The 21,035-nt window shown below is 68.6% G+C and carries 19 protein-coding genes; 12 read left to right on the forward strand and 7 right to left on the reverse strand.

The genetic code is table 11. From position 1 onward, the window contains the following. Nucleotides 1-23: 23 nt before the first annotated feature. The 6 genes from M1L58_RS17545 to M1L58_RS17570 all read left to right on the forward strand — a co-directional run bounded on the left by M1L58_RS17545 (nucleotide 24) and on the right by M1L58_RS17570 (nucleotide 5,562). Nucleotides 24-1,853, forward strand: coding sequence for a long-chain-acyl-CoA synthetase (locus M1L58_RS17545; RefSeq protein ID WP_248659865.1), 1,830 nt, complete (start codon nucleotides 24-26; stop codon nucleotides 1,851-1,853). Beyond that, complete coding sequence (folP, locus tag M1L58_RS17550) at nucleotides 1,850-2,731, forward strand: dihydropteroate synthase (RefSeq protein WP_248659866.1); 882 nt, start codon at nucleotides 1,850-1,852, stop codon at nucleotides 2,729-2,731. The genes M1L58_RS17545 and folP overlap by 4 nt, the downstream gene beginning before the upstream one ends. Beyond that, nucleotides 2,728-3,741: a glucosyl-3-phosphoglycerate synthase gene (locus M1L58_RS17555; RefSeq protein ID WP_006865629.1), complete on the forward strand. Its 1,014-nt coding sequence runs from the start codon at nucleotides 2,728-2,730 to the stop codon at nucleotides 3,739-3,741. The genes folP and M1L58_RS17555 overlap by 4 nt, the downstream gene beginning before the upstream one ends. 160 nt (nucleotides 3,742-3,901) lie before the next feature. Next, the gene (locus tag M1L58_RS17560) at nucleotides 3,902-4,348 is read left to right on the forward strand and encodes a DivIVA domain-containing protein (RefSeq protein WP_248659867.1); all 447 of its coding nucleotides are present in this window, start codon (nucleotides 3,902-3,904) and stop codon (nucleotides 4,346-4,348) included. Between the two features lie 102 nt (nucleotides 4,349-4,450). Further along, nucleotides 4,451-4,618, forward strand: coding sequence for a DUF3117 domain-containing protein (locus M1L58_RS17565; protein ID WP_004019232.1), 168 nt, complete (start codon nucleotides 4,451-4,453; stop codon nucleotides 4,616-4,618). A 41-nt stretch (nucleotides 4,619-4,659) separates the two neighbouring features. After that, nucleotides 4,660-5,562: a putative RNA methyltransferase gene (locus M1L58_RS17570; protein WP_248659868.1), complete on the forward strand. Its 903-nt coding sequence runs from the start codon at nucleotides 4,660-4,662 to the stop codon at nucleotides 5,560-5,562. A 27-nt stretch (nucleotides 5,563-5,589) separates the two neighbouring features. Here M1L58_RS17570 and glgA read toward each other — a convergent pair whose 3' ends face one another. Further along, nucleotides 5,590-6,756: a glycogen synthase gene (gene glgA / locus M1L58_RS17575; RefSeq protein ID WP_248659869.1), complete on the reverse strand. Its 1,167-nt coding sequence runs from the start codon at nucleotides 6,754-6,756 to the stop codon at nucleotides 5,590-5,592. 113 nt (nucleotides 6,757-6,869) lie between these two features. Here glgA and glgC point away from each other — a divergent pair, with 113 nt between their 5' ends. Beyond that, nucleotides 6,870-8,084, forward strand: coding sequence for a glucose-1-phosphate adenylyltransferase (glgC, locus tag M1L58_RS17580; RefSeq protein WP_006865633.1), 1,215 nt, complete (start codon nucleotides 6,870-6,872; stop codon nucleotides 8,082-8,084). A gap of 404 nt (nucleotides 8,085-8,488) precedes the next feature. Here glgC and M1L58_RS17585 read toward each other — a convergent pair whose 3' ends face one another. Genes M1L58_RS17585 through cofD form a run of 3 tightly spaced genes read right to left on the reverse strand, consistent with a single transcriptional unit; the run spans nucleotide 8,489 to nucleotide 11,441 of the window. Beyond that, nucleotides 8,489-9,064 carry an NUDIX hydrolase gene (locus tag M1L58_RS17585; RefSeq protein ID WP_248659870.1) on the reverse strand — a complete coding sequence of 192 codons (576 nt, stop codon included), beginning with the start codon at nucleotides 9,062-9,064 and terminating at the stop codon, nucleotides 8,489-8,491. Beyond that, nucleotides 9,061-10,410, reverse strand: a complete 1,350-nt coding sequence (locus M1L58_RS17590) for a coenzyme F420-0:L-glutamate ligase (protein WP_248659871.1) — start codon at nucleotides 10,408-10,410, stop codon at nucleotides 9,061-9,063. The genes M1L58_RS17585 and M1L58_RS17590 overlap by 4 nt, the downstream gene beginning before the upstream one ends. Continuing rightward, the gene (cofD, locus tag M1L58_RS17595) at nucleotides 10,407-11,441 is read right to left on the reverse strand and encodes a 2-phospho-L-lactate transferase (RefSeq protein ID WP_248659872.1); all 1,035 of its coding nucleotides are present in this window, start codon (nucleotides 11,439-11,441) and stop codon (nucleotides 10,407-10,409) included. The genes M1L58_RS17590 and cofD overlap by 4 nt, the downstream gene beginning before the upstream one ends. Nucleotides 11,442-12,160: 719 nt before the next feature. Between cofD and M1L58_RS17600 the strand changes: the two genes are divergently transcribed. After that, complete coding sequence (locus tag M1L58_RS17600) at nucleotides 12,161-12,424, forward strand: WhiB family transcriptional regulator (RefSeq protein WP_174310842.1); 264 nt, start codon at nucleotides 12,161-12,163, stop codon at nucleotides 12,422-12,424. Between the two features lie 95 nt (nucleotides 12,425-12,519). On the opposite strand, the gene M1L58_RS17605 is transcribed toward M1L58_RS17600, so the two are convergent. Beyond that, a complete protein-coding gene (locus tag M1L58_RS17605; protein ID WP_005198708.1) occupies nucleotides 12,520-13,041 on the reverse strand; it encodes a metallopeptidase family protein in 522 nt (173 codons plus the stop codon). A gap of 101 nt (nucleotides 13,042-13,142) precedes the next feature. Here M1L58_RS17605 and M1L58_RS17610 point away from each other — a divergent pair, with 101 nt between their 5' ends. The 3 genes from M1L58_RS17610 to manA all read left to right on the forward strand — a co-directional run bounded on the left by M1L58_RS17610 (nucleotide 13,143) and on the right by manA (nucleotide 16,314). Next, on the forward strand, nucleotides 13,143-13,703 hold the full coding sequence (locus M1L58_RS17610) for a DUF3499 domain-containing protein (RefSeq protein ID WP_248659873.1): 561 nt from the start codon (nucleotides 13,143-13,145) through the stop codon (nucleotides 13,701-13,703). A 170-nt stretch (nucleotides 13,704-13,873) separates the two neighbouring features. Then, the gene (locus tag M1L58_RS17615) at nucleotides 13,874-15,022 is read left to right on the forward strand and encodes a hypothetical protein (protein WP_248659874.1); all 1,149 of its coding nucleotides are present in this window, start codon (nucleotides 13,874-13,876) and stop codon (nucleotides 15,020-15,022) included. Further along, nucleotides 15,019-16,314, forward strand: coding sequence for a mannose-6-phosphate isomerase, class I (manA, locus tag M1L58_RS17620; RefSeq protein ID WP_248659875.1), 1,296 nt, complete (start codon nucleotides 15,019-15,021; stop codon nucleotides 16,312-16,314). Before M1L58_RS17615 ends, manA begins: the two co-directional genes overlap by 4 nt. A 115-nt stretch (nucleotides 16,315-16,429) precedes the next feature. Here the strand turns inward: manA and eccE are convergent, their stop codons facing one another. Continuing rightward, nucleotides 16,430-18,166, reverse strand: a complete 1,737-nt coding sequence (eccE, locus tag M1L58_RS17625; RefSeq protein ID WP_248659876.1) for a type VII secretion protein EccE — start codon at nucleotides 18,164-18,166, stop codon at nucleotides 16,430-16,432. A gap of 200 nt (nucleotides 18,167-18,366) precedes the next feature. Here eccE and eccB point away from each other — a divergent pair, with 200 nt between their 5' ends. Beyond that, nucleotides 18,367-19,845: a type VII secretion protein EccB gene (gene eccB / locus M1L58_RS17630; protein WP_248659877.1), complete on the forward strand. Its 1,479-nt coding sequence runs from the start codon at nucleotides 18,367-18,369 to the stop codon at nucleotides 19,843-19,845. Between the two features lie 19 nt (nucleotides 19,846-19,864). Here the strand turns inward: eccB and hpxO are convergent, their stop codons facing one another. Next, on the reverse strand, nucleotides 19,865-21,025 hold the full coding sequence (hpxO, locus tag M1L58_RS17635; protein ID WP_248659884.1) for an FAD-dependent urate hydroxylase HpxO: 1,161 nt from the start codon (nucleotides 21,023-21,025) through the stop codon (nucleotides 19,865-19,867). Nucleotides 21,026-21,035 lie beyond the last annotated feature (10 nt).

Here is a 21,035-nt window from a genome sequence, read left to right on the forward strand (position 1 = left end):
GCCCAGCGGAGAGCGGAGGCCACATGTCCCCAGAGACCCAGCCCAAGGACGTCCAGTCGGACTCGACGACGAACGGTTCGAGCCAGGACACGGTGAAGACGGTCGGGGTGGGGGATCTCCTGCGCGGCGTGGTGAAGATGGCGCCACACGCGACCGGGATGATCAAGCACGCACCGGGCCTCATCCGACGCCCGCCGGAGGCGAAGAAGACGATCGGCTCGGTCTTCCAGAAGCTTGCGAACGCTCATCCGGACCGTCCGTTCGTCCGGTTCGAGGGCCGCACGACCACCTACGGTGAGGCCAATCGCCGTGTGAACCGTTATGCCGCAGTCCTTTCCGAGGCCGGCGTCGGCAAGGGCGACGTCGTCGCCCTGCTCTCCAAGAACAACACCACCGATCTGCTGCTGATGCTGGCGACGGTGAAGCTCGGCGCGATCGCCGGGATGCTGAACTACAACCAGCGCGGGGATGTCCTCGAGCACTCGGTGAAGCTGCTCGGGGCCAAGGTCCTCGTCCACGATCCGGAGTGTGCCGAGACCTTCGAGTCGATCCCGGAATCGGCGTTGCCCGAGCACGTCTTCGATTTCGCCGAGTTCGATGCCGCCGCCGAGGACAAGCCGGACACCGATCCGGAGGTCACCGCGCAGTTGCCGGCCTCGACGAAGGCCTTCTACATCTTCACCTCGGGTACCACCGGCATGCCCAAGGCCAGCGTGATGAGCCACAACCGGTGGCTGGCCAGCTTCTCCGGAATCGGCGGTCTCGCGGTCCGCCTGCGTCACAGCGACACCATGTACGTGCCGCTGCCGCTCTACCACAACAACGCACTGTCGGTCTCGCTGTCGTCGGTACTGGCGTCGGGCGCGTGCTTCGCGATCGGCAAGTCGTTCTCGGCGTCGAAGTTCTGGGACGACGTGATCCTCAACCGCGCCACCGCCTTCTGCTACATCGGTGAGCTGTGCCGCTACCTGCTGGCGCAGCCGGAGAAGCCCACCGACCGGCAGCACTCGGTCCACACCGTCGTCGGAAACGGGATGCGCCCCGACATCTGGGACGAGTTCCGCGAGCGGTTCGGCGTGGACCGCGTCGTCGAGTTCTACGGCGCCAGCGAACTCAACCTCGCCTTCGTCAACGCCTTCACCGTCGACAAGACCGCCGGCTTCTGCCCGCTGCCGTACAAGATCGTCGAATACGACGAGGAGGGCAACCCGAAGCGCAACTCCGAGGGCCGGCTGACCGAGGTCGGCAAGGGCGGTACGGGGCTGTTGCTCGCGCAGATCTCCAACCGGGTGCCGGTCGACGGCTACACCGACGAGGAGGAAACCGAGAAGAAGATCGTGCGCGACGCCTTCAAGAAGGGCGATGCGTACTTCAACTCGGGCGACCTCGTCCGCGACCAGGGCTTCGCGCACATCTCCTTCGTCGACCGGCTCGGCGACACCTTCCGCTGGAAGGGCGAGAACGTGGCCACCACCGAGGTCGAGGGTGCGGTCGATTCCTACGACGCGGTGGCACAGTCGGTGGCCTACGGCGTCGAGGTGCCCGGCACCGACGGCCGCGCCGGAATGGTGGCGATCAAGTTGCGCGACGGAGCCGACCTCGAGCCGAAACGGCTCGCCGAGCACCTCTGCAAGGCGCTGCCGTCCTATGCGGTGCCGCTGTTCGTGCGGATCGTCGACGACTTCGAGCAGACCTCGACCTTCAAGAACCGTAAAGTCGAACTCCGTAAGGAAGGTTATGCCGACGCCGAGGCCGATAAGGTCTACGTGCTGGTCGGCAAGGAGAAGGGCTACGTGGAGTACTACGAGGATTACCCCGACGACGTGGCAGCCGCCAAGGTCCCCAAGGGATGATTGTTTCGCCGACCCTGTGCGGTCGTCCGGTGGCCACCGACCGCGCGCTGGTCATGGCGATCGTCAACCGCACCCCTGACTCCTTCTACGACCGTGGCGCCAGCTTCGACGACACCGCCGCACAGCGACGCGTCGACCAGGTGGTCGCCGAGGGGGCCGACATCATCGATGTCGGCGGGGTGAAGGCAGGGCCCGGCGAGGAGGTCGACGCGACGACCGAGGCGGCCCGCGTCGTTCCGATGATCTCGTGGATCCGCGAGCGCCACCCCGACGTGCTGATCAGCGTCGACACGTGGCGCAGCGAGGTCGCCGACCAGGCGTGCGCGGCGGGCGCCGATCTCATCAACGACACGTGGGCCGGATTCGACCCCGAGGTGGTCGCGGTGGCGGCCGAACGCGGCGCGGGGATCGTGTGTTCGCACACCGGCGGTGCCGTCGTCCGGACTCGCCCGCATCGCGTCGCCTACGGCGACTCCGTCGACGCGGTGGTGGCCGATGTGCTCGCCGAGGTGACCGGCGCGGCCGAACGGGCCCTGGCAGCGGGCGTCCATCGAGACGCGATCGTTATCGACCCGACGCACGATTTCGGCAAGAACACTCACCACGGGCTCGCTCTGTTACGCCGTGTGAAAGATCTTGTTAATACGGGCTGGCCGGTGCTGATGGCGCTCAGCAACAAGGATTTTGTGGGGGAGACTTTGGGTACAGACCTGGAGCAACGGTTGGAGGGAACTCTCGCCGCGACCGCTCTGGCCGCCGCCGAAGGCGCCCGGATCTTTCGCGTACACGAGGTCGCCGCCACCCGTCGTGTGGTCGACATGGTCGCTGCCATCGCGGGAACGAGACCGCCCGCCCGAACAGTCAGGGGACTTGCATGACCAAGCAGAAGCGACGTAACCCCATCAGTCGCGACAAGGCCGCCGTGTGGCCGACGCCGGCCGAGGCGCTCGGTACCAAGCGGCAGTGGTCGGCGACCCACACCTGGGAACAGCCGGACTGGACCATCGACGAACTCGTCGCCGCCAAGGACGGTCGCACCGTCTCGGTGGTGCTCCCCGCTCTGAACGAGGAGGAGACCGTCGCCGACGTGATCGCCTCGATCATGCCGCTGTACGGCACGCTCGTCGACGAACTCATCGTCCTGGACTCGGGTTCCACCGATGCCACCGCCGAGCGTGCACTCGCCGCCGGCGCGCAGGTCATCAGCCGTGAAGAGGCGGTACCCGAACTCGAACCCGTCAAGGGCAAGGGAGAGGTGCTGTGGCGTTCGATCGCCGCGACCACCGGCGACATCATCGCCTTCGTCGATTCCGACCTCATCGACCCGGACCCGATGTTCGTGCCGAAGATGCTCGGCCCGCTCCTGGTGAATCCGGGCATTCATCTGGTGAAGGGCTACTACCGTCGTCCGCTGCGGACCGGCGGCACCCAAGATGCCAACGGCGGCGGTCGCGTCACCGAACTCGTCGCCCGTCCGTTGCTGGCCTCGCAGAAGCCCGACCTCACCGCGGTCCTGCAGCCGCTCGGCGGCGAGTACGCCGGCACCCGCGAGATGCTGTCGTCGGTGCCGTTCGCGCCCGGCTACGGCGTGGAGATCGGCCTCCTCATCGACACCTACGACCGGTACGGTCTCGCCGGCATCGGCCAGGTCAACCTCGGCGTCCGCACCCACCGCAACCGGCCGCTCATCGAACTCGGCGTCATGAGCCGGCAGATCGTCGGCACGCTCATGCGGCGATGCGGAATCGAGGACTCCGGTGTCGGACTCACCCAGTTCACCGCCGAGTCCGACGGCTCGTTCACCCCGCACACCACCGAGGTCTACCTCGAGGACCGTCCGCCGATGAACACGCTCCGCTCCGTCAACGCCAAGGTGATGGCCTCCTAGACGATCTCGGTAGGCTGGCCGACCACCTCTCGACTCCGGCGACACCGTGACATGCCCTCGGCGTGACGCAGTGTCGCCGGTGTCGTGTGCGGTCTGATGGCCCGACGGGCGGCCAGGTGCCGCGGGGGCCGCCCGACGCCGGTCTGTCAGGATGGGACGTATGCAGACCCTGCTGCTGTACCTGCTGATCATGGCGCTCGTCGCCGGGGCAGTGTTCGCCATCGTCTGGTTCGTGTTCGGGCGCGGGGAGGAACTGCCCCCGGTCGAACCCGACACCACCCTCACCCGTCTGCCGACGGTCGGGATCAGCGGCGACGACGTCCGGGCGCTGCGCTTCATGCAGACGTTCCGGGGCTACAAGCAGTCCGAGGTCGACTGGGCGCTGGCGCGTCTGGCGCGCGAGGTCGACGACCTCCGAACGGTCATCGCGCGCCTTCGTGAGCGCGAGTCCGGGACAGATGTGGCCCCCACCACGACGGGCGTTCCCGACGCTGCCGCAGAGAATGCCGACAACCCCGAGAACGGCCGGGAGCAGGCGGTTTACGACGATCCGGACCCCAAACCGGCCACGCGCGAAGCAGGCCCGTCGATTACATCCGACAGGTGATCGGAACACGTCGGAACAGTGCTTGTGTCGCGCACTCGCATTCGATTGAGACGACGACACGTATCATGTTCAAAGCAGGGACACTGTGAAGGGAGCTTGAGAATGGCGGCAATGAAGCCACGTACTGGGGACGGCCCCCTCGAAGCGGCCAAGGAAGGGCGTGGAATCGTTGTCCGGATTCCGATCGAGGGCGGAGGTCGCCTCGTCGTCGAGTTGACCGCCGACGAAGCCGCCGCACTGGGTGAGGAACTCCGCGGGGTCACCGGCTGAACGGAGATCTCGCCGACGTCGTCGAGCTGCTTCGATGCCCGGTGTGTGCCGGGCCTTTCGAGACCGCGCCGCCCGGGACCGGGCACGACGAGACTTCCCCGGCAGCAGCCGGGTCCAGGCCGTCGCCGCGTGGAGGATCACTCCGCTGCGGTGACGGTCATTCCTTCGACATCGCCAAACAGGGTTATGTCTCACTGCTCGACGGACGTTCGGGCTCGCTGCGTGCCGACACCGCGGCCATGGTCGCGGCCCGCGCACGTGTCCACGAAGCCGGTTTCTTCATCCCGGTTCTGGACGCGGTGGCCGAACGGACACGCGAATTCGGTGCCGGTGTCGACAAACCCGTCGTCCTGGACGCGGGAGCCGGTGGGGGCCACTACCTTCGCGCCGCGGTGACTGCCCTCGCCGACGCATCGCCCTCGATCGAGGCACGCGGCATCGGTATCGACCTCTCCAAGTTCTGTGCGCGGGCGATCTCGCGCGGCACTCCGAGCCACGCGGCGGTCGTCGCCGACATCTGGCGCGGCCTACCGATCGCCGATGACGCTGCCACCGTTGCGCTCTCGGTGTTCGCGCCGCGCAATGCCGCAGAGTTCGCGCGGATACTGCAGCCCGGCGGAGGCCTCGTGGTCGTCAGCCCGGCCGCAGACCATCTCGCCGAGATCATCGCGCCGATGCAGATGCTGAGCGTCGACTCCGGCAAATCCGAACGGCTGCAGGCCACTTTCACCGACGGTTTCGAGGTCGTCGACTCGTCGCCGGTCCGTTCCGTTCTCCAACTCGACGCACAGACCGTCGGTGACCTCGTCGCGATGGGCCCGTCGGCCTTCCACGCCGAGGACGCCGACATCCGCTCACGTGCCGCGGAATTCGTCGGCGACGGCAGGGTCGAGGTGACGCTGTCGGTCGTCGTCACGACCTGCCGGCCGGTCGCCGGGAACTGACGCACCACCTGCTGCGCAGGTGGTGCGTCAGCGCAGGACGGAGCGGTACACCCCGAGCGTCTGTTCGGCGATCGTCGCCCAGGAGAACTCGGCCTCGGCGCGCTCGCGACCGGCCGCCCCCATTGCCGTCGCCATCACCGGATCGGCCACGACGGCATTCACCGTCTGAGCCAGATCGTGTTCGAAGGTCTGCGGATCGACGGGGTCATAGGGCACCAGACGACCGGTGACGTGATCGCGCACCACCTCGGGGATCCCGCCGACCTCCGAGGCCACGACCGCGGTTCCGCACGCCATGGCCTCCAGGTTCACGATGCCCAACGGTTCGTACACCGAGGGGCACACGAAGACCGATGCCGCGGTGAGGATCTCGCGGATACGGGGGAGCGGCAGCATCTCCCGGACCCAATGCACACCGGGTCGGGACGCGGACAGCTTGCCGACCGCCGCCTCGATCTCCGCGCCGATCTCCGGGGTGTCGGGCGCACCTGCGCAGAGCACCAGCTGGACGTCGGGGTGGAAGTCGTGGGCGGCCGCGACGAGATGTGCGACGCCCTTCTGCCGGGTGATACGTCCGACGAACGCGACGATCGGACGCTGAGGATCGACGCCGAGCGCGGTCAGAGTCGACTCTGGTCCGAAGGGGTCGTCGACGGGATACCACTGGGTGGTGTCGATGCCGTTGCGCACCACGTGGACCCGCTCGGGGTCGAGCCGTGGATAGGTGTTGCAGACGTCGTTGCGCATGCCAGAGCTCACCGCGATCACCGCATCGGCGTATTCGACCGCGTTGCGTTCGACCCAGCTCGACACCCGGTATCCGCCGCCGAGTTGTTCGGCCTTCCACGGGCGTGACGGTTCGAGCGAATGTGCCGTGAGGATGTGCGGTACGCCGTACAGTTGCGCGGCGACGTGTCCGGCGAGGCCGGTGTACCAGGTATGGGAGTGCACGACGTCGGCCCCTTCGGCTCCGACCGCCATGCGAAGGTCGGCGGAGAGTGTCGTGATCGCCGCATTCGCACCGGCCAGGCCCGGATCGGGTGAATAGACCGCCGCGGTGTCGCGTTCGGCACCCATGCAGTGCACGTCGACGGTCGCGAGAGCGCGTAGGTGACGGACCAATTCGGTCACGTGTACGCCGGCACCGCCGTACACCTCGGGTGGATACTCCCGTGTCATCATCGCCACCCTCATGATGACGACGCTAGTGGCATCGCGGGCAGTTCGCCATCGCTGTGCGAACACGGCCGCGAATCCGTCGGCGCTGTCATCTGGCCGAGGCTGTCGATCGCGGTTAAGTTGGGGGAGTGAGATCACAGCCGCACGTCCTCGGCATCGTCCTCGCAGGCGGCGAAGGCAAACGCCTTTACCCGCTCACGATGGACCGGGCCAAGCCTGCGGTGCCCTTCGGCGGTGCCTACCGGCTGATCGACTTCGTGCTGTCGAACCTGGTCAACGCCGGATACGAGCGCATTTGCGTGCTGACGCAATACAAATCGCACTCGCTGGACCGGCACATCTCGCAGACCTGGTGGACGTCAGGTTTCCACGGCGAATACATCACGCCGGTGCCCGCACAGCAGCGCCTCGGACCCCGTTGGTACACCGGCAGCGCCGACGCGATCTTCCAGTCGATGAACCTCATCACCGACGAACAGCCCGAGTACATCGTGGTCTTCGGTGCCGATCACGTTTACCGCATGGACCCGTCGCAGATGGTCGAGGCGCACATCGCCTCCGGTGCCGACGTCACCGTCGCCGGCATCCGCGTGCCGCGTGCGGAAGCGGTCGCCTTCGGGTGCATCGACTCCGACGCCTCCGGCAAGATCACCCGATTCCTGGAGAAACCCGCGGACCCGCCCGGCACCCCGGACGACCCGAACTCGACCTTCGCCTCGATGGGTAACTACGTGTTCACCACCGAAGCGCTCGTCGAGGCACTGCGCGAGGACGCCGCCGACTCCGACTCCGACCACGACATGGGCGGCGACATCATCCCGGCCTTCGTCGCCCGCGACACCGCCTACGTCTACGACTTCAAGGACAACGAGGTGCCCGGCGCCACCGAGCGCGACAAGGGCTACTGGCGCGACGTCGGAACCCTCGACGCGTTCTACGAGGCGCACATGGATCTCGTGTCCGTGCACCCGATCTTCAACCTCTACAACGGCCGCTGGCCGATCCGCGGCGAGACACACAACCTCCCGCCGGCCAAGTTCGTCCAAGGTGGCGTGGCCGAGGACTCGGTGGTCGGTTCGGGCTGCATCATCTCGGGTGGAACCGTTCGCAATTCGGTGCTGTCATCGAACGTCATCGTCGAGGACGGCGCGATCATCGACGGCGCCGTTCTCATGCCGGGCGTACGCATCGGCAAGGGTGCGGTCGTCCGTAAGGCGATCCTCGACAAGAACGTCGTCGTCGGCGACGGCGAGCAACTCGGCGTCGACCCCGACGCCGACCGCGAACGCTTCTCCGTCAGCGCCGGTGGCGTCGTGACGGTCGGCAAGGGGATTCGGGTCTGAAGCATCCCTGCCGGCCGCGTATCGAGGTCCCTCTCGGGGACGAGAATTACCGCGCTGGGCCGCCCGCAGCGCCCTGAGGTGCGAGCGGAGCCCACGTCTGCTTCCTGAGGTGCGAGCGGAGCCCACGTCTGCTTCCTGCGGTGCGAGCGGAGCCCCACGTCCGCTCCCTGAGGTGCGAGCGGAGCGAGCCACGAAGGGCCGGCGACGTCATTTCACCAGGTCTTCGTGGCTCGTCGACTTCGACACGCTCCTTCGTCGCTACTCAGCCCGGCGGCTTACGCTCCTCGCACCTCAGACAGCAGGGGGGTCGGCGCTCCTCGCACCTCGGACAGCGGGGGTGTCGGCGCTCCCACCGCCGGCCGAGTAGCGCCGACCGAGCGTAGCGAGGGCGTCGCGTATCGAGGTCAGCCCGCCAACGCTGCGCGGATGAGTTCCGGGATGTCGGCGTCGGCGTCCGGGGGCAGGTCGTCGATGGGCCACCACTGGAGGTCCACCGATTCCACGCTGCGTTCGAACTGTGGCAGACCACCGTCGGCGGTGGGGGCGGCGACCACCCGGTAGCGCACGTCGAGATGACGGGTCGGCACGCCGAGCGAGCAGGTGATCGGGTGGGTGTGCAGGTGGACGATTCCGCCGCCCGCGCCGACCTGGTCGAGATCGAGCCCCGGGATTCCGGACTCCTCGCGGGCCTCCCGCAGTGCGGCGTCGGCGAGGGTCTCGTCGGACGGTTCGCAGTGTCCGCCGAGCTGAATCCACTTGCCGACGCGGGGATGCAGGGTCAGCAGAACGTGGCTGCGATCGGCATCGAAGACGATGGCCGACCCGGTGAGATGGCCTGCCGCACAAGCCCGCAGGCAGGCGTCGGGGGCGGCGGCGAGGAACGCGAGGTAGGCGTGCCGGAGGCTGTCCTGTCCCGACTCGGGCGCCTCCCAGGCGGTCAATGCCTCGACAGCCGAGGCGTGCAGGGATTCCGCGCTCACAGTTCGATCACCCATTCGTCGGTCGGCGCCGCATCGCGCAGCGGGGCGGCTTCGAGGGGATGTCCGATGGCGACCGCGCCGAGGGGCTCCCACGACGCGTCCAAGTCGAGGACACGACGCACCGTCGATGCGGCGAAGATCGTGGAGCCCACCCAGCAACTGCCGATCTCGCGGACCGACAGCGCGATCAGCAGGCTCGCCACGGCACCGCCGGCGGCCACCGTGAACATGGTGTGCTCGGCCGCATTCCGGCGCTCGTCGGGGTACTCGTGGACGCCGTCGGGCACCAGGAACGGGATCACCAGTTCTGGTGCGTCGTACAGGATCTGGCCCCGACGGAGACGCTTCTCGATCGACTCGGGTGTCTTGGAATCGGATTCGAGGTCGGCGCGCCATTCGGCGGTCATCGCGTCGAGCAGCGCACGACGCCGTTCCGCCGAGCGCACCCACACGAACCGCACCGGATGGGTGTGGTGCGGCGCGGGCGCGGTGAGGGCCTCGCCCAGAGCGGCGCGCATCAGTTCCGGGTCGACCGGCCGGTCGTCGAAGGCGCGTACGGAGCGACGGGTGCGGATGGCCTCGCGACGACCCAGTGCGATCGCCTCCTCGGTGCCCAGCCGGAACAGGTCCTCCTCGGCGGGCCGGATCAGGTCGGCGGCGGTCGAACCGTCGTCGGCGGGCGCGAACCCGCGCACGACGGCCACCGGAACGGCGGCGAGCTTGCCCTTGACCAGATCCGCGGCCGCGGACAGTTCGTCGGCGACCGCGATGTCGGTCACCACCAACGGGTTCCCGTAGTCGTCGGTGCCGCCGTCGTAGGGATGGGTGACGGCGATCCCCGCCGATCCGATCGCGACATCGGTCTGGCCGGTGCGCCAGGCACGACCCATCGTGTCGGTGATGATCACCGCGACCTCGAGGCCGGCGCGCTCGGCGATGGCGGCCCGCAGTCTTCTCGCGCTGCCGTCGGGGTCCTCGGGGAGCAGGGCCAACTGGTCGGAGCGCACGTTGGAGCCGTCGATCCCGGCCGCGGCCTGGACCAGACCCAGACGGTTCTCGGTGATCAGCGTTCGGTTCTTGCGGGCGAGGACCCGCACCGACTCGGCCTCGACGAGCTTGCGGCGCAGCGCATCACGTTCTTCCGGATCGGCCGGGGCATCGACCATGCGGCCCTCGGCCTTCGAGATGATCTTGCTGGTCACGACCAGCACATCGCCGGATTCCAACCACGGTGCGGCGGCGAGGATCTCGGCGGCGACGTCGGATTCGGGCGTGAACTCGGGGAGACCGGTGACCGGCCGGATCTCCAGGCCGTTCGGGGCGCGGTGATCGGCGAGGTCGCTCACTCGGTGCCCACGTTCTGTTCCGGCATGGCCACGTCGACGAGTGCGCAGGCAGCGCGGATCATCTGAGCGGTGGCCTGCGGGTCGGTCATCAGCAACGGTGCGGAACCGATGGCGATGCCGTCGACCTGAGCGCGATCGCCCTCGGCGATCAGCCAGCCGTCGAGGATGCCATTGCCGCTGCGGGCACCGTAGTGGGCGGCGACCGCCTCGGCGGACGACTCGACGCCGATCACCGACAGGCACTCGTCGGCCATGCCGCGCAGCGGTCGGTTGTCGATGATCGGCGAGACACCGACAACCGGGGCCTTCGTGGTGCGCAGCGCACTGCGTATCCCGGGAACGCTCACGATCGCGCCGATGCTCACCACCGGGTTCGACGGTGCGAGCAGGATGACGTCGGCGTCGCTGATCGCGTCGAGGACTCCGGGTGCGGGGGTGGTGTCGTCCGATCCCACCTGTGCGAAGCCGAAGGTCGGGACCTGGGCGCGGTGGCGAACCCACCATTCCTGGAAGTGGATGGCCACGCGCTCGCCCTCATCGCCGTCCGGTTTGGCGATCACCACATGCGTTTCGTGCCGGTCGTCGGTCACCGGCAGCAGGCGCACGCCCGGATTCCACCGGCGGGACAGGGCGGCGGTCACATCGGACAGTCTGTACCCGGCGTCGAGCATCTGCGTCCGGATCAGATGGGTGGCGAGATCGCGGTCGCCGAGACCGAACCAGTCCGGGTCGGCGCCGTAGGCGGCGAGTTCCTCCTTCGCGTGCCAGGTTTCGCCGCGCCGGCCCCACCCGCGTTCGGGATCGATGCCGCCGCCGAGGGTGTACATGCACGTGTCGAGGTCGGGGCAGATACGCACACCATGCATCCACGCGTCGTCGCCGACATTGACGATCGCGGTGATCTGATGTTCGCCGACACCGAGGGTGGGGTCGTCGGGATGCGGCGGGAACGGGGTGGTGCCGAGCAGTTCGCGCAGTCCGAGGAGGAAACGCGCGCCTCCCACGCCGCCGACGAGTACGGTCAACTTCACAGCAGGTACTCCTTCACACCGCCACTCTAGTGGTCGGCCGCGAGGGCCCGTACGCCGCTGTCGCGCCCGTCCAGCGGGCGGGGAGGAGGGCTCGGGAGTGTGATCTTCACTTCGCCTTCGAGCCGTCGTCGTGTCGGGTCACAGATTTGACGGCACGCGATGGTAAAGGGAATTCTTCGATTCAACTTGACCGGGACCGCCCCCGGCGTGTCTAATCACATCAGTGTCATTCCGAGTTTGAGATCGAGAACATTCGAGGTCGAGAACCACTGGCCTCCAAGGGATTCGATCGTATGTTCGAACTCGGTGAGAGGGTCGGTGCCGGCAGTGAAGGGGCCGTCGCTCGGGCGCTGTGTACAACGGATGCAGGGAGTCGCTGCATCCCGAGTACAAGTGGTGTGGCAGCAGTGGTGGGTACGGCAGCACGTCGTGTTCGCAAAGGACAGTCAACGACCAACATCCCGAGCTAGGAGGCGCCGACGATGGCTTTGGACAATCCGATCGGCAATCCGCTTGAACCACATATTCGCCCGCAATTCATCGCAGAGTCGCACGTCATGACATCCACCCCGGAAATCGGTACCGCAGAGTTTCGCACCCTTGGGCCCGTTGACGATTCGATGATCGGTGGCACCGCGCGTGCAGCCGCGCTCGAATCTTCCGCCGACGCAACCGATCTCGTCGAATCCGACGCAGACGATGCCGCCGGCCGTCGTCATCTGGCCTTGGTGCCCAACGACTTCGACGATCTGTTCGACGCCGTCGAGGAGCAGTGGCAGGACCGCGCACTGTGCGCGCAGACCGACCCGGAGGCGTTCTTCCCGGAAAAGGGTGGATCGACACGTGAGGCCAAGCGCATCTGCCAGGGCTGCGAGGTCAAGGCAGAGTGCCTGGAGTACGCGCTCCACAACGACGAACGCTTCGGGATCTGGGGCGGCCTGTCGGAGCGCGAGCGCCGGCGCCTGAAGCGCGGCATCATCTGAGGGGTCGCCGGAGCGGCGTCATCCGAACAATCGAATTACCCAGCGAGAGCTGGACGCTCGACGTTCAGGCGTCGAACGCGATCATCGACCGCGGATCACTCAGGTCCGCGGTCGATCGTGTCTTCGTCGACGCCCAGGTGGGTCGCGACCTGCTGGACGAGGACCTCGTGTACGAGCTCGAGGAGATCCGTACCCTTCTTGGCTCGTGACTCCAGCGGCCGGCGGAACAAGATGATCTGGGCCCGCGTCGGCACCCCGTGGACGTCCATTCCCGCGGGGATCAACCGGGCGAGCGGCACCGCACCGTCGGCGGTCACCTCGTCGGGCCACTCGACGGTCTCGGGATCGCGGGGGAGCAGTCGCGGGATCTCGTCGACGGCGATGTCGAGCCCGGCCAGCTGGTCGTGCCACTGGGCGTCGATCTCGGCGAAGGCCTCGAGCGCGACGGCGTCGAACTCGTCCGAACGGGTGTTGTAGGCGGGCACGTTCTGCGGTAGCAGCGGGGAACGCAGGCCGCGGCCACGCCGGTCTCGGTACCGTCCGACCCGGCGTCGGCCACGACGGATTCCCGGCTGGCCGATCGAGCCGCGCGGCGTCGGCTTCGGGTGGATGCGCATGGCGCGATTCTATGAGGTCGCGATGGCCCCTGTCGCCCCGCCTGCCCCCATCTGAGCGTGTCGACTCTGTGGTTGCGGACAGTGGGGGCTAATCTCGTCACGTGAAGCTTCCCCGTCTGTGCTGCCGACCCGGCTGCGCCCGATCCGCGGTGGCTACCCTGACCTTCGTCTACGCCGAATCGACTGCGGTGATCGGTCCGCTGGCGACCTCGCAGGAGCCGCATTCCTGGGATCTGTGCGACGACCACGCCCGACGGATCACCGTCCCCCGGGGCTGGGAGATGCTGCGCAGTGAGCGGGGATTCTCGGTGCCCGCCGAGGACCACGAGCTGACCGCCCTCGCCGAGGCCGTCCGCGAGGCCGGCGCCGTCGCCGGTGGCGGACGCCCGGGTTTCGTCGACAGCGGGCCCCGCGGTCGTAACTCCGACCGGACGTCGGCCGACTCTCTCGATGCCTTCGACTCGCGAGCCCTCGACGAGGCGCGTGCGGCCGACGCTGCGTACGAAGTCGCCCTCGCCGACCGCCGCAGCGGTCGCCATCGCGCCGGCCCTGTCGACTCGCCGTCACAGCCATCGGCCACCCCGGGTGTGCCCCGCCACCAGACACGACCCCGGCCGGGTCGCCGCGGTCATCTGCGGGTTCTCCCCGATCCGGTCGACTGACCGGAGACCACCACGCAGGGGGCGTGGAACCCGTTGTCGCCGTCGGGGGACGCGAATCGTCGGACTCCGTGTTCGAGGCCGGCCGTCGGCCCCACCTCGATGCCGGGACCGAACGAGTGACTGTGTCGCGTACCCGGGCGTGTGTCCCCGCGGCTGGCTACGCTGGTTCCATGCGCACCGGTACACCCGACCTCGATGATGCCGAGGAGTTGATCTCCGCGGACGTCGACGGTCTGTTGCGGGCCGTCGCACTCGCCGGCGCGCAGGTTCGTGCCACCGCCGAGGCCGTCCGCGAGGGCGTAGTGGCCCCGCTCGGCGATCTGCGACCCCGCAGCGTCGTGATCGTCCACGGCTCCAGCGAGGTCTCGCATCGAGCCGCCGAGCTGGGGGTCGCCACCCTCGCCGCGCGCGTCGACGTGCCGCTCGTGACGGGTCCAGTCCTGCCGGGATGGGTTGGCCCGCTCGACGTCGTGATCGTGGCCGGCGAGGATGCGGGCGACATGGCCCTGGCCGATGCGGCCGCCCGGGCGCTGCGTCGTCGGGCCGAGGTGGTCGTGGCCGCACCCAACGCCGGTCCTCTCCGAGACGCGGTGGGTGGCAACGGGATCGACCTCTCGCCGCGGTTCGACGTCGAGCCGCGTTTCCGGTTCGTCGGTTTCGTCGCCGCACTTCTCGCGGTCTTCAGTGGTCTCACCCAGGTCCGGGTGACCGGTCCGGTGCCCGCACTCGACGACCTGGCCGATGCTCTCGACGCCGAGGCCTCGGGCTCGCACCCGTCGCGGGAGACCTTCCACAACCGGGCCAAGTCGCTGGCCGTGCGTGTGCAGGGCCGTCCCTCCGTCTGGACGTCGGATTCACCGGCGGGTTCGGTACTGGCCGTGCATGCCGTGACGAGTCTTCTCGCATTCGCCGGGATCGTCGGCGCCGTCGCCGAACTCGGCGACGTGGCGCGGATGGCCCAGCTCCTGGATTCGCGATCAGGCACCGCGCCGGCTGTCGATTCGATCTTCTACGACCCGGAGTTCGACGGCCCGGCGCAGGAGCCCGCTCCGCGCGTCATGGTCGTGTCGACCGCCCGTCGTGAGTGGTACACCCGGCAGCGGGTGATGGGGCTCGGCGACGTCGACCTGGTGGTCGGCACCGACGAGGGAGACGCGTTGCCGCAGAACGGCGGGCAACCGTGGGACGATCGACGGCCGGTGCCGGGTGAGGACCCGGTGGCCGACGGCCCGGGCGACCTGCTCGATTTCCTGGTCGTCGCTTTGCGGGTCGAGATGGCGGCGGTGTATCTCCGCCTGATTGGGAACACGGTGCAATGAGGATTCTCGACGGAGTGGTGCGCCCCTACGCATGGGGCTCACGAACAGCCATCGCGTCTATCCAGGGGAGGCCTGTCCCATCGGCGCATCCGGAAGCCGAGTTGTGGTTCGGCTCGCATCCGGCGGGCTCGGCGCGGTGCGTTGACCCCGCGGGTCCGGAGCAAGACCTCGTCGAGGTGATCGATGCCGATCCGGTGGCGACCCTCGGGGCGGCGAGCGCGGCCGAGTTCGGCAACCGGCTGCCGTTCCTGCTCAAGATCCTCGCCGCCGAGGAGGCGCTGTCACTGCAGGCGCACCCGTCCGCAGACCAGGCGCGTGAGGGGTTCGAGCGGGAGAACGCCCGCGGCCTCGCCCTCGAGGCCCGTGACCGGAACTATCGCGATCCGTGGCACAAGCCGGAGCTGATCGTCGCCACGACGCCCTTCGACGCCCTGGCCGGTTTCCGCGATCCGCACAAGACCGTCGCACTACTGCGCGAACTGCAAGTCAGCGAACTCGACCACTACTTGGGAATGCTTGCCGGACAACCCGATTCCGAGGGTCTGCGGGCAGTGTTCACCACCTGGTTGACGCTGCCGGAGGCGTCGATCCGGCAGCTCGTCCCCGCGGTCCTGCACGGCGCGATCGAGGTGCTGAGCTCGGGAAGCACGGAGTTCGCCGCCGAACTGCGCACGGTGTGCGAGCTCGGCGAGGACTATCCGAACGATCCCGGTGTGCTCGCCTCGCTGCTGCTCAATCACGTGCATCTCGAGCCGGGGGAGGGTCTGTACCTGCCCGCCGGCAACCTCCACGCGTACCTGCGGGGTACCGGTGTCGAGATCATGGCCAACTCCGACAACGTCTTGCGCGGCGGCCTCACGCCCAAGCACATCGACGTCCCGGAGCTGTTGCGCGTCCTCGACTTCACTCCAGTCGACGCTGCCCAGATGGCGCCGCCGGTGCGCATGATCGGTGCCGAACGTGTCTACCTCACCCCGGCGCCGGAGTTCCGGCTGTCGCGGATCGAGTTGGACGGCACCGGATTGCATCACTCGTCGTCGATCTGCTTCGACATGCCAGGACCGCAGATCCTCGCCGTGCTCAGCGGTGCGATCGAGGTCCGTCCCGCCGGCGGCGCGCCGCTGACCGTGAAATCGGGTCAGGCGCTGTGGATCACGGACGACGACCCGGACGTGATCGTGCGGGCCGCATCGGCGCGCGCGGTCTTCTACCGCGCGCTCGTGCCGGTCGCGGTGTCTGCGGCCGAGGAGGTGTCGGCGTCCGCGCCGGCCGCGGTGACCGCCACCGAGTGACACCGCGGGGTCATCCGCCGGAGTCGCTCACGGGATCCGTTCGCGCTCATCATCAACCGGGTGAGCGGTAACGGACAGGGTGAGCGAAAGTCCGACGCCGCCGACCGAGTTCCCGCTATCGGCGGACCGGCGCCGCGGGCGTCTGCGCGGCGGGCTCGGGGTACCCGCCGATGAGGTTCCATTCGTCCGGGGTCGCGACCATCGTCACCAGCACCGGTTGACCGCCCGCGTCGAGCGAGAGGTCCTGTGGCGCACGCGGATTCTGGGTCAGGGCAACCGTAGGGGCTCCGGTGGGGTCGTCGACGCCGGGAGCGGACACGATCATCCGCGTCGTATCCGGTTGCGGTGACGGGGGAGTGACCCCGTCGACGATGACGAGCGCGGGGCCCGGCCGGGCCGGTGTGCGGTCCCCGGAGAGTGACAGTGCGCTCGGGTCGGCGACGGCGCTGACCAGCGGTGCCCATCGATGCGGGCGGTCGGTGTGGACGCGCACCGAGGCGCCGACGGCGACCGCGCGCAGCGCGATCTGCGCGACGACGTGGATACCGGCGGCGACCGACACGGTGGCGATGCCGGGGCCGACCAGTCGGGTGGCGACGGCGCGACCCGTGTGGTCGGCACCGATGAGCTGCCCGCACCCTCCGGCCGGGAGGCGAACCGAGCCGAGGAAGGCCTGAGCGTCCTCGCCGGTGAGGGTCGGTAGATTCCGGTCCAGGCGGGTGGGGGTCGCGATGGGGAGGCTGACGGCGAGGGCGTCGAACTGCCGGCCGTCGAGCGGCTGCAGACCGGCCGGCCACGAGGGCACCGACCGCCGTGCATCGGGGAACTCGTTGAACCGCACGAACGCGGAGACCTCGACCTCGGGTCGTCCGTTGCGATGGCGGCGGTCGGCGGTGACGTGCCGGAGACGGACGGTGAGGGTGGTGGAGACCGCCGAGTTCACCCAGATGTCGCGGACGACGGCGGGCAGCGCATCCGGTTCCACTGCGGCGCTGCGGATACGGAGCCCGGAGACCCCGACCGACTCCCATTCCTCGGTCAGCGAGTCGATGCCGGCGCCCTCGGTCAGCTGGGTGGTGACCGAGGTGATCTGCGCGGCGGACAGGATGGTGGTGGCCAGTCCGTGTTCGGCCAGGCGTTTGGCCACCCGGCGGGTCGTGACCGTCGCCGTGCGCAGGGCGCCGGTCGCGCCGCCGCCGCGTCGTGCCACGGCGTCGGGACACTCGAGCGGATCGAGCCGCAGCACGACGAAGACCGAACGCTGGGCCGTCGCCGACAGCGGGCCGAGGGTGCGGTCGTAGGTCGCCGGTGCGACACCCGAACCCCACACGCGCACACCGTGACTGATGACCTCGATCGAGCTGAGCGCGATGTCGTACCGGTCGATGCACTCGGCGAGGACGTCGAGGGGGACGAGTTGTCCGTTCTCGTCGCCGAGGGTGCTGTTGCCCGGTGTCAGGTAGGTGACCGCGGGGCCACCCGGGTCCACGCGGACCACGGTGACCAGGGTGTCGCCGACCCAGCGGGCACCGATGGTCGTGGGGGTCGACGAGCGGTGTGCCGACGGCCGGGTGGAGGGTGCGGACAGCGGGACGTCGAACGGGGCGGGGTTCAGATCGGAGTCTCTCCGGCGCATCCGCGACCAGGAGAACGACATCCGCGCGGCGAGTCGGCCGAACAGAGACTGCCGACCGCCCACGCTCACCAGCCCGGCCGCGATCACGACCGCCGCGAACAGGGCCGACAGCCCCCACACGCTGCCGGACAACGCCCACACCACGAGGCCGAGAGCCAGGATCACCTCGATCACCACGAGTGTGCGCAACCCCGACGCGCGCGTGTTCCGATCCACGATCCCCCCTCGATCCCGGCGCCGCGCCCCACGCGGCTCGCCCGTCGGTGTGTCCACAGGCGGCGGAGCCCCACACGTGAGGGGCTCATTTGTCGGTTAGGCTACTACCGCGCGGCAGGGGGTACGCCGCAGGAGATCACAACCGGTCCACACCGACGCCCGTTGGCGGGCGCGTGAGGTCGGTGCGGACAGGGGGAGTCGTGGCACGTCAGCTGACGACCAAGGCTCAGGTCAACGGCTATCGTTTCCTGATCAAACGGCTCGAGCATGCGCTCGTGCGCCGCGATGTGCGGATGCTGCACGACCCGATGCGGTCCCAGCTGCAGGCACTCGTTGTCGGAACCGTTCTGGGCCTGCTCGTCCTCGGTGGCTGCGGTGTGTATGGCCTCGTCCGTCCACAGGGATCGGTCGGGGACGCCACCATCATCGTCAGCAAGAACAGCGGCAGCACCTACGTTCTCGTGGAGGACACCCTGCACCCGGTGCTCAACCTCGCCTCGGCCCGGCTGATCACCGGGAGCTCCGAGAAGCCGGCGTCGGTGTCCGACTCCAAACTCGAGGCCTACCCGCGCGGCCCGCTGCTGGGCATCCCGGGTGCACCTGCCTCGCTGCCGGGTTCGGCGCACAAGAGCACCTCGATGTGGACGGTGTGCGACTCGTCGACGGTCTCGTCGGACTCCGCGAGCGAGTCGCTCCGACAGACGGTCATCGCCGACAAACCCGTGTTGGGGTCGTCGACCGTGGAGCCCGCTCGTCCGGAAGACGCGGTGCTCGTCCGTACCGGCGACGAGACCTTCCTGATCTATCAGCTGTTCCGCGACGGGGCCTGGAGTCCGGTCCGGGCGGCGGTCGACACCGACAGTGCGCCGGTCATGCGTGCCCTCGGTCTCGACGGCGTCACACCGCGCCGGATGACCCCTGGCCTCCTCAACAGCTTCCCGCTCGTCGAACCGCTGGAGGTGCCCACCGTTCCGGGTGCCGGGCAACCGGGCGCGGTCGACTCGACGACCGTCAGTTCCGTCGTGAAGTCGGTGGACGTCGACGACGAGACGACCTATCACGTCGTGCTCCGCGGCGGTGTGCAGGAGATCAGCGCCCCGGCCGCCGAGATCCTGCGTCTCGCCGATCGCGACGGCGCCGCACCCGTCAAGACGGTGGCGCCCGGCGAGCTCGCCACCCTGAAGGTGGTGGAGGAGTTGCCGATCGGTGACTTCCCCCAGGTCAACCCGTCGATGCTCGGCCTGTCCGCCGATCCGACCCTGTGTCGCAGCTGGTCTCGCGGCACCGACGAACCGCGGGCCGAGACCGCGCTGCTGGCCGGTCGCGCACTCCCGCTGGAGTCCGACGCCCGGCCGGTACGTCTGACGTCGGCCGACGGTGCCGGGCCCGGTCTCGACGAGGTCTATCTGCCGCCGGGCTCGGGGGAGTACCTCCAGGTGACGGGCAACGAGGCCGACAGTGCCCGCACCGAATCGCTGTTCTACGTGAACGACTCGGGTGTGCGCTTCGGCATACCGGACCTCGAGACGGGTGGGACCCTGGGACTCGGTGACTCGCCTTCGCGTGCACCGTGGTCGGTGGTGTCCCTGCTCGCGCCGGGGCCGACGCTCTCCGCGGAAGCGGCGCTGGTCGCCCACGACGGTCTGAAGACGGTCGGAATCGACCCGGACGGCGAATGATTCGCGTGGTTCCGGAGTCTCAGGACGTGAGCGGCCCGCCGACGATGTTCCCGACGATCCCGCGGATGATGTTGGTGCCGTCCTCGCCACGCAGTTCCTCGTACCAAGCGGCGGTCTTGTCCGGGTCTTTGCCGTGGGTCACGTCGCAGCGCTTGCGGGCGCGCAGCACGAGGCCGCCGGCCCGCTCGGTGCGCGCGGACTGATAGGCGGCCAGGGCTGCGAACGGATCGTCGGGGTGGTCGCGGAACGCGAACTGCAATGCGACCGCGTCCTCCATCGCCGAACAACCGCCCTGCCCGATGTCGGGGGTGGTGTTGTGTGCGGCGTCGCCGAGCACGGCGACGCGCCCCTTGACCCAGGTGTCGAACGGGTCGAGGTCGAGGATCTCGACCCGGTTGGTCGTCGCGGGATCGAGCTTGCCGATGAGGGTTTGGACTCCGGGTGCCCAGTCGGCGAACTCGTCGGCGAGCACCTCTCGTGCGGTACCGCGTTCGAACGGGACGCCCTCGGGCATGGGGACGTCGAAGAAGAAGTAGAAACGGTTGCCCGCCACCGGCATCACCGACACACGACGCGAATCACCAACGTAGGTGGTCCATTCGGTGGCCGGACCGATGTTCTCGTCCACCTCGACGAGCCCGTTGAAGTTGACGTATCCGGCGTAGCGGCGCTGGACCGGGCCGCCGAGAACGTACTCGCGGGTCAGCGATTTCGCCCCATCGGCGCCGATCACGATGTCAGCGGAATCGGTGGTGCCGTCGGCGAATTCGACGGTCGCGCGATCCGCACCGTCGTGGACGGCCACCATCTTCTTGCCGAAGTGGATGTCGTCGTATCCGTAGGCGTTCATCAGCATCAGCTGCAGCTCGGCCCGCGCGATCGGGTAGGGGCGCTGGCCCACCTCGTCGATGAGCGGCTGCATGCTGAAGCGGCACATGGTGTCACCGGTGAAACCGTCGACGTAACTCATCGAGTCGACGATGCCGCCGAGTTCGGCGGTCTCCTTCTCGAGGCCGAGGTGGTTCAGACACTTGACGCCGTTGGACCACACCGAGATCGCGGCACCCACGGGCTTGTTCTCGGTCACCTGCTCGTACACCTCGACGTCGACACCGAGTTGTTTGAGGGCGATGGCCGCCGACATGCCGCCCATACCCGCGCCGACGATCACTGCCTTCACACTCACCACC

It is taken from the genome of Gordonia sp. C13 (assembly GCF_023218005.1).
In the GTDB taxonomy this organism is placed as follows: domain Bacteria; phylum Actinomycetota; class Actinomycetes; order Mycobacteriales; family Mycobacteriaceae; genus Gordonia; species Gordonia namibiensis.